The organism is Meiothermus ruber DSM 1279 (assembly GCF_000024425.1).
In the GTDB taxonomy this organism is placed as follows: Bacteria; Deinococcota; Deinococci; order Deinococcales; family Thermaceae; genus Meiothermus; species Meiothermus ruber.
Genome location: NC_013946.1, coordinates 474,700 through 489,387 on the forward strand (window position 1 = coordinate 474,700; position 14,688 = coordinate 489,387).

The following is a 14,688-nucleotide window of genomic DNA, read 5'->3' on the forward strand; positions in this document are numbered from 1 at the left end:
CCGTGCTAGAAGCGCAGGTCAATGTTTATTGGTTCTTGTGCTTTCCTTTTGCTTTCCAAAGCCCCGCCCACAATGGTAAGTGCGATGCCCACCATCAGGTATACGTCGCCCAGGCTGATTACGTTGGTGTAGCCCAGCACCCGCACCGGGATGATGTCGGCCAGGAACCATAGCTGTGTGGAGCCGTCCATCAGGGTATGAACCGCGTCGTACTGCTGCTGAAGTTTGGGGATGTAGGACTCCAGCCCCACCCTGTAGAGCGCCTCGCTGCTTACGGGCATATGCCCCCGGTTGGCAAAAATGACCAGCGCATTACAGAAAAGGCCCAGCCCCACAAACCACAGCCCGCGCAGATGGGTGTTGGCCCACAAGCCGTAGCCCACCAGCACCAGCACCAGGGTTTTTGCCAGCGGGCCGGCAATTTCGGGTGCTACCAGACCGCGAACGGTGGCAAAGGCCAGGCCCCCTTCCAGCAGCGCTGCTGCTACGAAGGCCCAGGCCGATCGGAGCTCGAGGTTGGCGATGTCGCGGAGGCTGGCCCGGAATGCGAGGGCGAGGGCCACGCCGATAAGTGCGCTGGCAAGGTATAGCGTCGTAGAAATTCCCCCCGATCCTTCCAGATAGGGCTTTCGAGCCACAAGGCCTCGAAGTGCCGCACCAACTGCGGGTCGAACTGCCGCCCCGCTTGCATGATTATCTCATTAAGGGCTTCCTGGGGTGTTTTGGCCGGGCTGTAGGCCCGGCCCGCGGTCATGGCCTCGTAGGCGTCGGCTAGCGCCACGATACGCGCCCAGAGCGGAATTTGCTCCTCCCTAAGCCGGCTGGGGTAGCCGCTGCCATCCCAGCGCTCGTGGTGGTGCACGATAACGTTTTGTACCTCCTGGGGTAGTCGGCTGCGCATGGGGTGGAGCACCTCGAGGCCCTTCTTGGGGTGGCTCCTGATGAGCTCAAATTCCTCCGGGGTTAGCTTGCCCGGCTTCAGCAGGATGGAGTCCGGGATGGCCACCTTGCCGATATCGTGTATACGGGCCGCATAGGTGATGCGCTTTACATCCTGCTCGTCGAAGCCCATCCGCTTGGCGATGCTGCCGGCGATGGCCGCCACCCGCTCGGAGTGCAGCCGGGTGAAGGGATCTTTGGCGTCCAGGGCCGCCACCAGCACCTCGATGGTGTCGTCGAAGGCCGCCTCGATCTTCACCTTTTCATCCCAGTAGAAGCGCGAGAAGTAGAGCAAAAGCATCATAAAGAGCACCGTAAACCCGCCCCAGCCCCAGATGAGGGGGGTCTGGTAGGCCTTGGCCAGCAGCAGGCCGATGGGGGCCTGGAGCAGGTAGCTCACCCAGAGCCAACTATAGTTTTCAAACCAGACCTTGCGCAGGCTGGCCCCGCTGGCCAGATGAATTACGTAGGTGACGCTCCCGACGTTCACAAAAAAGTACACCAGCGAGGCGACCAGGATCCCCGCGGCCTCCTGCAGGTAGGGGTGGGCGCCGAGGTGGGCCTGCGCCCAGCCCCAGGCCAGGCCGGCCAGGCTGGTGGCCAGGCCCGACTGGGTGCGGTTGAAGAGGTCCTTGTACCAGGTGTAGCCGGGTCGGCCAAAGTCTCTGTTGAAGCTAAAAACAAACACCAGGCCCGCGGCCAGCCAGGGGGGAAAGAGGGTGACAGCGGCCAGGGCCACCACGAAGGCGTGGGACATGGAGGCGCTGAAGGGCAGGGCCACATGGGCTCGCCTGGCAATGACGATTAGGGCGGCCCAGAAGACCAGGTCCAGGGGGTTGGGGGCGTAGGGGCCGAAGGGCAGCAGGAGGTAGAGCAGCCCAGCAAAAGCCGCCAGCAGCACCAGCAGGAAGAGCAGAACGCGCAGAGGAGGCATGGGGAGCGGCGCCTTCACCCCCCTAGTCTAGGGCAGAGACCAAAGCAAGCGGGTGCGGTTTGCACCACCGCACCCGCACGAGCGTTACGTAGTTACTGCCACTGAGTATCGGCGCCGACGGCTACGGCCAGGGCAACCAGGGCGGCGATCAGGGTGGCGATCTTGAAGGCGAGCTTCTTCATAATTTCCTCCTCCTAGACGATGTGGAAGCGCTTTTGTTTTTTGACTTCCAACCTTGGAGAAGACAATACACCACCCCCCTGTGTGCGGTCAATGCACACAGGAATACGTGCACTTGGTTTACAATGTGCTTAAGCCACAATACACCCCAACTGTCTCTCGCCTACCGAAGTAGACAGCTCTAGCTTAGAAGCAATCCACAGACTGGGCTGTGATATTTGCACCACCCGGCCCGACCGGGTGTTACGCGCCTCAGGAGAGGGCTATGTCGAAGGTGGTCTGGTCGAGGGTGAGCTCGAGCCGGTGTGCGGTTAGGTCACCTACGGCCAGGCGGAAGCCCGCTTTGGGGGTCAGCTCCGTGGTTTGCAGGGGGACGCCCTGGGGGTTCAGCAGCGTGGCTGTGCCGGTGCTAAACGAAACCCCATCTTCGTGCAGCACCTGCCCGACCAGAAAGGCTTGCTGGCCGTTTTGCTTGTAGCTGAGGTCGAGGTAGTAGTCGGCAGCCAAGTAGAGCTTGCTCCAGCCGGTTCCGGTGGTGGTGCGTAAGCCGGATGGGTTGCGTTCTGATGTCATGATGAGAATAGCCGCCTGCTTCATAGCTTCCACCTTTTCAATGCTGCGCTGGGTACTGCAACGTTCAGTGGATGTGCATGGCATAAATCCGAACCAGGGTGCTTTGTGGCACCCTTTGTGTCATTATAATCTAAAACGGTAGGAGAGTTCCTAGCACGTATGCCCAAAAAGACGCCGGGACAATATTTTCTGAGCAAGGGTATATCGCCGAGCCAACTGGCCGATCGCCTCGAGCAACTCTATCCCCTCGAGCGCGAGGTCTTGCTGGCCCGGGCATCGGGCGAGACCCTGCGGGCCATTGGGGGGCGGCTCGACCTGACCCCTGAAGGGGTGCGCCAGGTGGAGATTCGCGCCCTCAAAAAACTCCGTGAAGAAGACGATACCGCGCAAATTCAGGGCCGTCGTTTTCGCCTGGCTGTTGAACAGCGCCTGGGAGTACCGCTGGAGAAAGCGGTTGAGGGATTGCCCGAACCCCAGCCCATGCTGGTTTTAGCCTATGCCCGGGGCGAACCGCTGGCCGATCTGGCCCCTACCCTGGGGTTGAGCATCACCGAGGCCACCGCCCTGCGTGACCAGGCGGTGGCGTGCTTGCTGGGTGAGGATCGGGGCTCGAGGGCCGGCAAGTGGGCCGAGCTAAAAGCAGCGGTAGCAGCAGCCTTAATCGAGAGTCCGCTCACCTACGACGACCTCGAGGCCCGCTTTCCTATGTCCCGCCGACGCCTGATGAAGCTGATGCAGGAGCTGGTGAACGAAGGCCGGGCCGAGCTGAGCGATGAGTACCCGTTCCGCTTTTTGGGGGTTAAACCGCCCCAACGGGCTTTGGACTGAGCCGGTAAGAAGAACCCTATTGAAAACCCCCTTTATGCGCTCTTTGCATAAAGGGGGTTTCTCGTGCTGAACGTGGTGGGCGCGATTGGACTCGAACCAACGACCCCTACCGTGTCAAGGTAGTGCTCTAGCCATCTGAGCTACGCGCCCGCAGGGGGCTTCAATCCGGTATTCTCGCCAGAACAAGCAGAGAACCTTTGGAGGCGCTGACCGGATTCGAACCGGTGAATGGAGGTTTTGCAGACCTCTGCCTTACCACTTGGCTACAGCGCCACACCGGCTGCCCCTCGAGGGGTTCAGCAACCGTTAGGTTAGCACCTGTGAATAGGGTGTGTCAAACCTTTTTCGGGTACGATTGAACCGTGCGCGAAGTCTTTATCAAGACACCGGGGGGGTTTCGCTGGCCCTTTTCCAAGGGGCTTTTGGTGGAGTCCATGATGATGGCGGGCCTCAAGATGGAGCCGGCCATGTCGGTGGCCCATACCATCGAAGAACAACTGCGCTCCCGCAAAAAGCCAGAAGTTACTGCCCTGGCGCTCAAGAAGATGCTGATTCAAGAGGTGGAGAAAAACTTTGGCCCCGAGATGGCCGAACGGCTCAGGGGCCAGACCCAGGCCTTTGAAGACATCGTGGTTCGGGAGGGCTACCGCCGCCGGCCCTTCTCCAAAGGGGTGCTGGTGCGCAGCCTGGAGGATGCAGGGTTTTCTATGCGCGAGGCTCAGACCATTGCCCGCTCGCTGGAGAACCGCCTGCGCCGCAGCGGGGTGCGCTCGATTGATGCCGATGAGCTGGAGCGGCGTATTGCAGCCGAGATCGAGGAACTATTTGGGCCTGCGGCCAGGAACCGCTACGCCGGAAGGCAGGCCCTGGCTGGGGAAATTTTTGTGGAGGAAGGGGAAGGTGAGCCGCGGGTGCCTTTCTCCAAAGGGGTACTGGCCCAGTCGGTAATGGCGGTGGGGCTATCGCCCGATGCGGCCTACCGGCTGGCCCGCGATGTGGAACGCCGCTTGCGCGATAGCGGTTCGACTGTGGTCAAGCGCGACTACCTGCGTAAAGCGGTCTCGGAAGAGCTCATGGAGGAAGCCGGGGAAGAGGTGGCCCGGCGCTACCACCTGTTGCGCAGCATCCGGCGGGCTGTGAAGCCGGTGCATCTGCTGATTGGGGGGGTGGCCGGGGTGGGGAAGAGTGTGCTGGCCTCAGCGCTGGCCTACCGGCTGGGCATCACCCGTATGATTTCGACCGATGCGGTGCGGGAGATCCTGCGGGCCACCATCCCCAAAGACCTGCTGCCCACCCTGCACACCAGCAGCTTTGAGTCGTGGCGGGTGCTGGCTACGCCCCAGAAAGCCGAACCCAGCGCGGCGCTGGTAATGCAGGGGTTCCGCGACCAGGTCTCGAGGGTGGCGGTGGGGCTGCGGGCCATCCAGGAGCGCAGCGCCCGGGAGAAAACCTCGCTGGTGGTGGAGGGCGTGCACGTGGTGCCGGGCTACATGACCCACCAGTACCAGCACGAGGTCATACAGATTCCCATCATGCTGGTGCTCGAGGACGAGGCCCTGCACCGCGACCGTTTTGCCCTGCGCGAGCGGGAGACCGGGGGGTCGCGCACTAGTGGGGCTTATGCGCAGTACTTCAGTGAAATTCGCCTTATCCAGCAGCATCTGATTGAGCTGGCTCGAGGTGCCGGGGTTCCCCTTATTCCGGCCGAGAACCTGGATCGGGCCATTGACAAAGGCCTCGAGGTGATCGTAGACCGGCTGCAAGAGGCCTATTTCGATGTGGTGCAGGGGTAGCCAGGCTCATACGTCACATACCCGGGCCGGATGGGCAAGGTAGGCTCGAGGGGTGAGCGAGCAGATTCAGATCAAGGGACTTCCGGCCATCCCGCCCCTGGGCATTGGCACCTGGCAGTGGGGCGACCGGCTGGTCTGGGGCTACGGCAATGGCTACCAGGCAGGCGATACCGAGGCGGCCTACCGGGCGGCCTTGCAGGGTGGGGTGCGGCTTTTTGACACTGCCGAGTTCTATGGTTTTGGTCTTTCGGAAAGGCTAATCGGGCGCTACCGCCAGGCCTACGAACCCAAGCCCCTGGTGGTGAGCAAGCTATTTCCCTACCCCTGGCGCTTCTCCCGCAAGACGCTGTTTGCCGCGCTTAAAAAAAGCCTGCAGCGCCTGCAGATGCAGCAGCTAGATCTGTACCTGCTGCACTGGCCCTGGAAGCCGGTTCCGCTCGAGCAGTGGGCGCTTTCGCTGGCCGAAGCCTACGAACAGGGGCTGACCCGGGCGGTGGGGGTCTCCAACCATAACCTCCAGCAGCTTGAACGCGTGGCTAAGGTACTTGATCAGCACCGGGTGCCGCTGGCGGTCAACCAGGTGGAGTACCACCTGCTCGAGCGCAAACCTGAACGAACGGGCCTTCTACGCGCCATGCAGGCCGAGGGTATCGTGCTGATGGCCTATAGCCCGCTGGCTATGGGCTGGCTAACCGGCAAGTACGGCCTGGACAACCCCCCACCAGGCCGCTACCGGGCCCAGCGCTATGTCACCCGCAAGGCCCAGATTCCCGCACTGCTCCAGGCTCTTAACGAGATCGCCGAATCGCTGGGGGCCACCCCCGCCCAGGTGGCCCTGCGCTGGTGCATACAAAAAGGCACCCTGCCCATTCCGGGTGCCAAAAACGCGTGCCAGGCCGAGGGAAACGCAGGGGCTTTGCGAATCTGCCTTTCCGAGGCGCAGATGGCCCGGCTGGATGCCTTGAGCGGTGGGGAAGGGCCGGGCTAGAGCTCACCCACCTCGATGGCCGCGGTCAGGGCCGCCCCCAGCAGCCCGGCCTCGCTGCCCAGCTTGGCCAGGTGGAGGGGTGGGGTGATCCAGTTCTCCATGTAGCGCTGGTAGCTGCGCTGCACCTCCTCGAGGTAGGCCGGCCCTGCGTTGAGGGCCACCCCACCCCCCAGCACCACCACCTCGGGGTCGTAGCACTTGACCAGCGAGGCCAGCGCGATGCCCACCCAGCTTGCGGCCTGCAGCACGATGCGGCTGGCCCGGGGGTCGCCCTGCTGGAACAGCGCGAACAGCTCGCGGGTGTTCATCTCGCGCTTGAAGGAGGCCAGGGCCATGCGCTCCATGGCCGGGCCGGTGGCCAGGGCCTCGAGGCAGCCATCCAGTCCGCAGCCGCACGAGGGGCCGCCCGGCTGCATGGTGATGTGCCCGATCTCGCCTCCCTGCCCGTTTACGCCGCGCAGCACCTTGTTGCCCCAGACAAAGCCGCCCCCTACCCCGGTCGAGACCGTCATGTAGAGGGTGCTTTCGGCGCCCTGGGCGGCCCCCAGCTTGTGCTCGGCCAGGGCCGCGGCGTTGGCGTCGTTTTCCATGTAGACCTTGTAGCCGGTGGCCTGCTCGAGCCGCTCCACAATGGGGAAATCGGTAAAGTTGGCGATGTTGGGAGCAAACTTGATCCGGCCCCGCTTGAAGTCGAGGGGCCCCGGCGTGCCCAGGCCGATGGCCTGCACCGCCACGCCCGAGGCCTCGATGGCCGCCTTGGCAGCCTGGGCCATGGCCTCGATCACGGCCTGGCCGCCTTCTTCTGGCGTGGGTACGGTCACCTTGGTCTTAATCACGCCCTCGCTGAACACCCCGGCCATGATCTTGGTTCCGCCTAGATCAATTCCCACTACGCTCATGACGCTTCTCCTTGGTGGTCTCGCTCGAGAATCAGGGTGGCCTCGTGGTAGAGGGCCTCGGGCACCCAGAGGCTCACATCCCCGGTGTAGGTGCCCATGTAGGCTTCGGGCAGGCTAAAGGGGGTCTCGAGGTGAACCGGAATCTGGTGCACTTCCAGCCGGGCCTTGAGCCCCTCGGCCACCACCCTGGGGGCCGATAGGAACAGCACGTACGACACTTCCCCAATCCGGCGACGGGGGAGGGAGGGGTCTACTGCATCATTCATCGGCTAACAGCATAACAGCGTCAATACCCCAAGATTATCTAGCCCCGTCCCCTGGCCTGTCGCTGCGAACCGGGTTTTCCCGTTCGAACACGTGCCGGGGGCCCCAGGATGAGGGGGAAATTGGTGCTGGAGCACGTAGACTGAAGGGCATGTTGGCGCAGGTACGCACCTACAGTCTGTTCGGCCTCGAGGCCCAGCCCATCACGGTCGAGGTGGATGTTTCGCAGGGCATGCCTTTCTATGCGGTGGTGGGCCTGCCCGACAAGGCCGTGGAGGAGTCGCGCGAGCGGGTGCGGGCGGCCCTCAAGAACGCCGGGTTTCCCTACCCCCAGGGGCGGGTGGTGATCAACCTGGCCCCGGCCGAGCTGCGCAAAGAAGGCACCCACTACGACCTGCCCATCGCGCTGGGGCTGCTCTGTGCGCAGGGGGTCATTCCGCTCGAGGCCCTGCAAGGCTTTGCGGCGGCGGGTGAGCTGGGCCTGGACGGTGAGCTGCGCGCGGTGCCCGGCGCGGTGAACCTGGCGTTGGGGGCCTACCAGGAGGGCTACCGACTCCTGATGCCCCAGGCCTCGGCCCAGGAGGCCGCCCTCATCGAGGGGGTGCAGGTGTTTGGGGCGGCCCACCTGGCCCAGGTGGTGCGCTTCTTGCAAGGCCAGGAAGACCTGGCCCCCGCCCGTCCCAGCCCGGAGCCTGAACCTGCTGAAGCAGCCCTCGACCTGCTGGACGTGAAGGGCCAGGCCAAGGCCAAGCGGGCCCTGGAAATTGCCGCAGCCGGCGCCCACCACCTGCTCATGACCGGTACCCCCGGCTCGGGCAAGACCATGCTGGCCAAGCGCATGGTGGGGCTGCTCCCACCCTTGCAAAACCAGGAGGCGCTCGAGGTCACCCGTATTCATTCCGCTGCTGGACGGCTCTTGCGCGGTCTGATCCGAACCCCGCCCTTCCGCAGCCCCCACCACACCGTCTCCGACGCGGGCCTGATTGGCGGGGGCACCATCCCCAAACCCGGTGAGATTTCCCTGGCCCACCGGGGGGTGCTCTTCCTGGACGAGTTCCCCGAGTTTTCCCGCGATGCCCTGGAGGTGCTGCGCCAGCCCCTGGAGGACGGGGTGGTGACCATCTCGCGGGCCCGGGCCAGCTTCACCTATCCCGCGCGGTTTTTGTTGATTGCGGCCATGAACCCCTGCCCGTGTGAGGTGCAATCTGCCCGAACCGGTAATGTACTTCAACTTCAACTTCTCCCTTCCCTGGCCGTACCGTCACCCTTTCTACCAGCTCCCGCGCCACCGCCTGTTTCTCTTCCAGGGTAAGGCGGTCAAGCCGATCGTGCAGGTGGGCCGAGAGGCTCTCCAGGGAGTGAAGGGCTACCTTGCGCTGGCGCTCGACGATGGAACGCTGCCGGGCTGATTCCACGCTCGCCTGGACTTCCCGGACGCGGGCGTCCAGATCCTCGAGGCGGGCGTAGTAGGTTTCCTTTTCCATCCCTCCCTCAAGATAAAGATCCAGCAGGCGGGCCCGGGCTTCGAAGAGGGCCTGCAAGCGTCTTTCCAGCAGGGAGACTTCATGGCTTTCCGGGGACTCCTCATTTATGAAAGCCTGCAAGGCCTCGCCAGGGTTGAGCAGGAAGGAGCGGATGTCGTGCCAGATCCTCTCTTCCAGGTCTGCCCTGCGCACGTGCGGAGCGGTACATCTCATCTCAGGAATGGGAGACGCCTGACGGTTGGTTCGCCCCACGCACGCGTAGTAGTCGGCTGATCCGACGTAAGCGCGCCCGCACATCCCGCAGCGGATAAGCCCCTTTAGCAGGTACACGCTCCTCGCGTTGCGGGTAGCGAAGAGAGCGTTACGGGTTAGCTGCTCCTGTACAGCTTCGAAAAGGGTAGGTTCCACGATGGGAGGCACTGCCACCTTCACCAACTCTGGCTGGGGTTTGGTGGTGCGCTTACCATAGGTGTACTCGCCAATATAGGTGCGGTTCTTGAGGATTCTCAGTACCCCACCACCGCGCCAGACTCCGGCAGTGCGCTTACCACGTACCCCTCGACCGTCTCGACGGTACTTGGGGGGGATTCCCAGTCGATTGAGTTCCTGGGCTACCCGCTCGGTGCTCCAGCCCCGTTCGGCCACCCAGGCAAACATCTGCTGCACCACCGCCGCCTCCTCGGGCAAAGGAGCCAGGCGACCGTCTTCGACGGTGTAGCCATAGGGCACGATGCCACCGAGGTACTTTCCCATCCGGGCAGCTTTGTGCATGCCCAGGCGGCTGCGTTCGGCAAAGGTGTCGCGCTCCCACTCAGCGAAGACGGCCATGATCCCCAGCACCGCCTTGCCGATGGGGGTGGTGGTGTTGATATTCGGCTCGGAGTAGCTCATGAGTCCCACCCCACACCGCTCCAGCCGCTCGATGAGGTCGTAGGCCAGGCGCACCTTGCGGGCCAGGCGGTCAAGGCGATAGACCAGCACCACCATAAAACGCTTCTCCTGAGCATCCGCGAGCAGGCGGGTCAGGGCAGGCCGATCCTCCTGGGCTCCTGAGTAGCCGGGGTCGGTGTAGGTTTTGACCACCTCATACCCCAGAGCTTCGGCCCAGCGCGTGAGCACCTCCTGCTGAGCCTCGAGGGAGTAGCGCTCGACCTGCTCCTCGGTGGAAACACGGGTATAGAGAGCGCAAAGCTTCATACGTGACGGAACTCCCCGTGGATGACACCCACCGGGACAGGGTACATAGCGGCTTTCTTACCGGAGGGGGGCTGGAGAGAGCCGTCCGGCAGGAGCCAGTACACCGCCCCCATCCCGCTGACTGGCCGCACCAGCCGGGGCTCCGGGGGTAGGCGGTACAGCAGGGGTCGTCGGATTTCCTCGACGAAACCGAGCAGGGCGATGCCTCTCTCCCGGGCGGGTTTCCGCTCCACCACCAGCACCGAGCCCTCGACCAGGCTGAGATCCTCAGATCGAAGTACGTCCTGCTCCAGTATGGCCAGGAAGAAGTTGGTGTAGCTGGGCCGGGTGGGAAGCAATCGGGTGTCGAAATGGCTGCGCGTGGACGCTTCCTCCCCAGCACAGGCCAGGGTCAGCGATGAGTAGTAGGGCAGCGGGGTGATGCCGGGGGCGGAAGGGGTGAACTCCTCGGTCGGGCCCTCCCCCAACAAAAAGTCTATGGAGGGGAGGTGAAGCGTGCGCAACAACGCGTGCAAACGGCCCACGCTCACGTCCCTGAGGTCGTGATTGCCCTGCTCGAGTTTGGCGATCAGGGAAGGAGACACACCAGCAGCCAGGGCCAACGCCTCACGAGAGAGGCCCAGCTTTTCTCGCCTGGTCTGCAATAGTCGCCCCCAGTCAGGTGTGACGTTTTCAGGGGTAAGGGAGGCAGTACGGAAGCTTTTCTTAGGCATGGGAGTATTTTATTGCATGTAATATATTGTCTTATAGAAGGTAATATATTACTATCAAACCTATGGAGCGCCCCAACATTATTCGCCGGTTGAGGAAGCAGGCGGGCCTCAGCCAGGAGGCGCTGGCGGTGGAAGCAGGGATCACCGTTTCGCTGCTGACAAAGTACGAGCGGGGCGAGGTGCGACGGCCCTCGCTGGTATGCAGCCGCAAGCTGGCCAGGGCGCTGGCACTGCGGCTGGGTGTGAGCGAGGAACGCCTGCTGATGCGGATCGCGGAGGAGTTCGAATGCCAGCCCAGCGACGACGCATCCGCTTAGTGCGTCACTACAGCGAAAGTGGAGATTTTTCTCATCTTGTCCGGCGAGCCCTGGAAATTGTGCTAGCGTCAGGAGATAACCAGGGTGCGCAGGGCGCACCAGAACACTATGCAAATGGAGAGAGACCTGTTTTTGCTGATACCCCGCCACAAGGGTTTGGCGTTGAGCCTTCCTGCGGGCAGGATCACGGAACTGCTGCGCTTTGCTCAGGGGATGTTGGCACGACTCCCGGACACCAGACCTGCGCCGGATATCGCCGTCGAACTGGAAGGTATGGGGATGATGCTGCACCCGCTGGCCCTGCTCCCTGACCCGATCCGGGAGTTGCTGGAGATGACCGGCAGGGCCCGCTGTGTCTGTCAGGCGTTGGGCATTGAAATGGGCGGGCGGCTACTGGTGTCTGTGGGGCTGGCGTGGCTTGAGGTTCAGGTCTGGCGCGGAGAGAGCCTGGAGGTGCTCTGCCACGAGCTGGAGGAAGAAACCGATGACGAAGGACGCCCTGACCCAGTCCATCGAGGACGTTGACCTGCCTGCGCTGGTGGCCGAACTCTGGCCGGAGTCGGGGGCCAGGCCAGGGAAAGCGGGCATCTGTCGGGCGGTGTGGCGGGGGGACACGCACCCCTCGCTTTCGCTTTTTCAGGCGCGGGGGGTGTGGTTCTGGAAAGACCACGCCACCGGGGAGAGCGGCAATGCCTTTCACCTGCTTCTCAAGGCGGGGATGAGCAAGGAGGCGGCGGCGGCATTGCTCAAGGCCCGGGCCGGTAGCGGCGGCGGGGCCGTGACCCATGAGGCCAGCATCAAATGCCGAGCAAGCCCCCGCCCTGTGCGGGGCCTTACCCCGACGGAGAGGAGGGCCCTCGAGGCGGCCCAGCAGCGCCTCGACGAGGAGGCCATACGCGGACGGGGCATCACCCTCGAGCAGGCCCGGCGGGTGGGGCTGGGCAAGAGCCGTCAGGGTGACCTGGTGATCCCCATCCTGGGGCCCACCGGGGAGGTGCAGGCCATCAAGGCCAGGCTGCGCGAGCCCAGGGAGGGTTTCCGCTACCGCTACCTGACCCCCGAGCGAGGGGCGCCCGCCTGGTACTCCCCCGGTTTCGGGCAGGATGCAGGCCGACCCGTGATCGTGATGGAGGGGGAGCTCAACGCCATCACCAGTTGGTTTGCCCTGGAGGGTCGGGCCGACCTGCTGGGCATTCCCGGCGTGGAGGGCCGGGTGCCCTGGGAGGGCCTGACAGGCCGCCGGGTCTACCTCTATGCCGACGGAGACCCCGGCGGACGCAGGGCGATAGAGCGCTGGAAGGAGGAAGGGCAGGCTGGGGGAGTTGCGATGTTTGTCCTGGAACCCCTGGAGGGCGGACTCGACGCCTGTGAATACGCCGCCCGGTGGGGGCAGCAGGGTTTGGCCGGGCAACTGTTGCAGGAATAAAAAATACACCCCACCCCGCCAGGTGGGATGCAAAGGAGTTCTGTATGGTCAAGAGTATACCACCCGTACATCAAGACTTTATAAGCCCGGTAGAGCTTGAGGAGGTTCTGCCCGGCCATCCCCGCTACCGCATCCAGCAAGGGCGCATTGAGATGGCCCGGCTGGAAGGGCGGGGTGAGCATCGGACTGTTGTCTACGTGCCGCTTTGCAACTTTGCCTGTCGCATCCGGCGGGAGGTGCGCTACACGGATGGGGTGCAGGACGAGCTGCTGTTCGAGCTCGAGGGCTCCACCGCAGCCGGCCCCCTTCCGTCCGCCCGGGTGCGCTCGAGCGAGTTTGCTGCGATGCACTGGCCGGTGCGGGAGTGGGGGGCCCGGGCCATCGTGACGCCGGGACATGGGGTCAAAGACCATCTTCGCGCCGCCATCCAACACCTGAGCACCCCTGAGCAGGCCACGGTCTACGCCCACACCGGCTGGGTTCGGCAGGGCGGGGATTGGGTGTACCTGCACGCCGGGGGCGGCATCGGGCCGGAGGGCAGCGTGGAGGGCCTCGAGGTGGATCTCCCCCCCGAACTGAGCGGCTTCGCCCTGCCCCAACCGCCCACCGGCGAGGCCGAACCGGAGGCGCACCGGCGGCTGCTGGCAATGCTGGAGGCAGGCCCCCGGCGGGTCACCTGGCCCCTTTTGCTCTATGCCCTGGGAGCACCCATCAACCACCCGCTGGGCAGCCTGTACGTTGCCGGGCTGACCGGGGCCCGCAAGACCAGCCTGGCCCTGCTGGTGCAGGCGTTGTGGGGGCACACTGCCCCGCACCCGCCGACGAACTGGGAGGGCACGGCGAACGCCCTGGAGGCCCTGGCCTTCGCGGCCAAGGATGCCCTGCTGCTGATTGACGACTACGCCCCCACCGGACATGAGGGCAAGCAGAAGGAGCTCCAGGGTAAGGCCGCCCGGATTCTGCGCAACCAGGGCAACGCCACGGGGCGGGCGCGGATGCGCTCGGACGGACGGATGCAGCCCGACCGGGCCCCCCGGGGCAGCCTGCTGGTCACCGGCGAGGATCTGCCCCCCGGCCACAGCGTGCGGGCGCGGTGCCTGATCCTCGAGCTAACCCCGGGCGAGGTGAACCTGGAGGCGCTCACCCGGCTGCAAAACCAGGCGGCGGGGTTTCCCCTGGCCCTGGCCGCCTGGGTGCGCTGGCTGGCCGGGCGGCTGGAGGGGGTGCGGCAGCAGGTGCGGCTTCGCACCGGCGAGCTGCGCTCATGCTATCCAGCCGCCCACGGACGCACCACCGACGCCCTGGCCCGGCTTCAGGCAGTGTGGGAGATCGTGCGGGCTTACTGGCTCGAGGTGGGGGTCATCTCCCCGGCGGAGGCGGAGCGGTTCACGCGGGAGGTGGAGGCCGTCCTGCATGAGGTGGGGGAGGCGCAGCAGGGCTACCAGAGCGACATGAACCCGGTGGAGCGCTTCATCCCGCTGGTGCTGGGGCTCCTGAGCAGCGGGCGGGCCCACCTGGGCAACCGCCATGACGCCCAGACCCCCCCTGCCGAACCCGAGCGGTGGGGCTGGCAGGCCCGGGCGGACGGGTGGGTGCCCCAGGGGCCGCTGGTGGGCTGGGTGGATGCCCAGGGCATATACCTGGAACCCACCGCCGCCTACGCCGCGCTGAACCGCCTGGCGGCGGAGAGCGGGGAGCCGCTCCCTACCCCCCGCACCCTGTGGAAGCGGTTGGGCGAGCGGGGGGTGATCCGCTCGCAACAGCGGGGTGGGCGGGTGCGCTACGGGGTGGGGGTGCGGATTCAGGGCACGACCCGTGACGTGGTGCAAATTCCAGGGGGTGTCCTCGCCAAAACTCCCAACAGTCCCAACATGGGGCAAAATACTGTCCTGGACGACACAAAAGACGTTGGGAGAAAACCGGCTGTTGGGAGTTCAGTTTGTCCCAACGGCGAGGGGGAGGTGGGGGCGTATGAGGTGGAACTCTAGTGGGGTGTCCTATCGCCAGGAGTCCCAACAGTCCCAACAGGTTGATGGATTTGCGTGCTGGACGACGAAAAAGCGTTGGGAGAAGGGGCGGCTTGCAGGGGCAAAAACGGCGATTTTCTCCCAACGCACCGGAATCACGTCCAGCACGGGGAAAGAGGCTAATGA

The 14,688-nt window shown here is 64.4% G+C and carries 14 protein-coding genes, 2 tRNA genes and 1 pseudogene; 8 read left to right on the forward strand and 9 right to left on the reverse strand.

The features are described 5' to 3' along the window. Window positions 1-5 precede the first annotated feature (5 nt). The 3 genes from MRUB_RS02470 to MRUB_RS02480 form a co-directional block, all read right to left on the reverse strand. The gene (locus MRUB_RS02470) at window positions 6-563 is read right to left on the reverse strand and encodes a DUF5317 domain-containing protein (protein WP_015586342.1); all 558 of its coding nucleotides are present in this window, start codon (window positions 561-563) and stop codon (window positions 6-8) included. Continuing rightward, window positions 485-1,891, reverse strand: coding sequence for an HD-GYP domain-containing protein (locus MRUB_RS02475; RefSeq protein ID WP_015586343.1), 1,407 nt, complete (start codon window positions 1,889-1,891; stop codon window positions 485-487). The genes MRUB_RS02470 and MRUB_RS02475 overlap by 79 nt, the downstream gene beginning before the upstream one ends. A 414-nt stretch (window positions 1,892-2,305) precedes the next feature. Further along, window positions 2,306-2,650 (reverse strand): hypothetical protein, encoded by a 345-nt coding sequence (locus MRUB_RS02480; RefSeq protein WP_013012785.1) that lies wholly within the window; start codon window positions 2,648-2,650, stop codon window positions 2,306-2,308. Between the two features lie 135 nt (window positions 2,651-2,785). Between MRUB_RS02480 and MRUB_RS02485 the strand changes: the two genes are divergently transcribed. Further along, a complete protein-coding gene (locus MRUB_RS02485; RefSeq protein ID WP_013012786.1) occupies window positions 2,786-3,454 on the forward strand; it encodes a sigma factor-like helix-turn-helix DNA-binding protein in 669 nt (222 codons plus the stop codon). A 73-nt stretch (window positions 3,455-3,527) separates the two neighbouring features. On the opposite strand, the gene MRUB_RS02490 is transcribed toward MRUB_RS02485, so the two are convergent. Further along, window positions 3,528-3,604, reverse strand: a tRNA-Val gene (locus MRUB_RS02490). A 48-nt stretch (window positions 3,605-3,652) separates the two neighbouring features. Continuing rightward, a tRNA-Cys gene (locus MRUB_RS02495) sits at window positions 3,653-3,727 on the reverse strand. Between the two features lie 89 nt (window positions 3,728-3,816). Here MRUB_RS02495 and MRUB_RS02500 point away from each other — a divergent pair. Both MRUB_RS02500 and MRUB_RS02505 read left to right on the forward strand, forming a co-directional pair. Then, entirely contained in the window at window positions 3,817-5,247 is a 1,431-nt protein-coding gene (locus MRUB_RS02500; protein ID WP_015586344.1) for an ATP cone domain-containing protein, read from the forward strand. Window positions 5,248-5,299: 52 nt separating this feature from the next. Next, on the forward strand, window positions 5,300-6,235 hold the full coding sequence (locus MRUB_RS02505) for an aldo/keto reductase (protein WP_013012788.1): 936 nt from the start codon (window positions 5,300-5,302) through the stop codon (window positions 6,233-6,235). On the opposite strand, the gene MRUB_RS02510 is transcribed toward MRUB_RS02505, so the two are convergent. Together MRUB_RS02510 and MRUB_RS02515 are read right to left on the reverse strand one after the other, a co-directional pair. Continuing rightward, window positions 6,232-7,134, reverse strand: coding sequence for an ROK family protein (locus MRUB_RS02510; protein ID WP_013012789.1), 903 nt, complete (start codon window positions 7,132-7,134; stop codon window positions 6,232-6,234). The genes MRUB_RS02505 and MRUB_RS02510 overlap by 4 nt on opposite strands. Then, window positions 7,131-7,400, reverse strand: a complete 270-nt coding sequence (locus MRUB_RS02515) for a hypothetical protein (protein ID WP_013012790.1) — start codon at window positions 7,398-7,400, stop codon at window positions 7,131-7,133. Before MRUB_RS02515 ends, MRUB_RS02510 begins: the two co-directional genes overlap by 4 nt. A 149-nt stretch (window positions 7,401-7,549) precedes the next feature. Here MRUB_RS02515 and MRUB_RS02520 point away from each other — a divergent pair. Then, a pseudogene (locus MRUB_RS02520) lies at window positions 7,550-8,593 on the forward strand (YifB family Mg chelatase-like AAA ATPase); the annotation flags it as partial. Here MRUB_RS02520 and MRUB_RS16060 read toward each other — a convergent pair. Continuing rightward, window positions 8,541-10,079 carry a recombinase family protein gene (locus tag MRUB_RS16060; RefSeq protein WP_081439935.1) on the reverse strand — a complete coding sequence of 513 codons (1,539 nt, stop codon included), beginning with the start codon at window positions 10,077-10,079 and terminating at the stop codon, window positions 8,541-8,543. The pseudogene MRUB_RS02520 and the gene MRUB_RS16060 overlap by 53 nt on opposite strands. Continuing rightward, complete coding sequence (locus MRUB_RS02530) at window positions 10,076-10,792, reverse strand: helix-turn-helix domain-containing protein (protein WP_013012791.1); 717 nt, start codon at window positions 10,790-10,792, stop codon at window positions 10,076-10,078. Before MRUB_RS02530 ends, MRUB_RS16060 begins: the two co-directional genes overlap by 4 nt. Before the next feature lie 62 nt (window positions 10,793-10,854). Here MRUB_RS02530 and MRUB_RS02535 point away from each other — a divergent pair, with 62 nt between their 5' ends. From MRUB_RS02535 to MRUB_RS02550, 4 genes are all read left to right on the forward strand, one after another. Next, window positions 10,855-11,109 (forward strand): helix-turn-helix domain-containing protein, encoded by a 255-nt coding sequence (locus MRUB_RS02535; protein WP_013012792.1) that lies wholly within the window; start codon window positions 10,855-10,857, stop codon window positions 11,107-11,109. A 114-nt stretch (window positions 11,110-11,223) separates the two neighbouring features. After that, on the forward strand, window positions 11,224-11,634 hold the full coding sequence (locus MRUB_RS02540; protein ID WP_015586347.1) for a hypothetical protein: 411 nt from the start codon (window positions 11,224-11,226) through the stop codon (window positions 11,632-11,634). Further along, the gene (locus MRUB_RS02545) at window positions 11,594-12,535 is read left to right on the forward strand and encodes a toprim domain-containing protein (protein ID WP_015586348.1); all 942 of its coding nucleotides are present in this window, start codon (window positions 11,594-11,596) and stop codon (window positions 12,533-12,535) included. Before MRUB_RS02540 ends, MRUB_RS02545 begins: the two co-directional genes overlap by 41 nt. A gap of 44 nt (window positions 12,536-12,579) precedes the next feature. Beyond that, complete coding sequence (locus MRUB_RS02550) at window positions 12,580-14,523, forward strand: DUF927 domain-containing protein (protein WP_013012795.1); 1,944 nt, start codon at window positions 12,580-12,582, stop codon at window positions 14,521-14,523. Window positions 14,524-14,688: the final 165 nt, after the last annotated feature.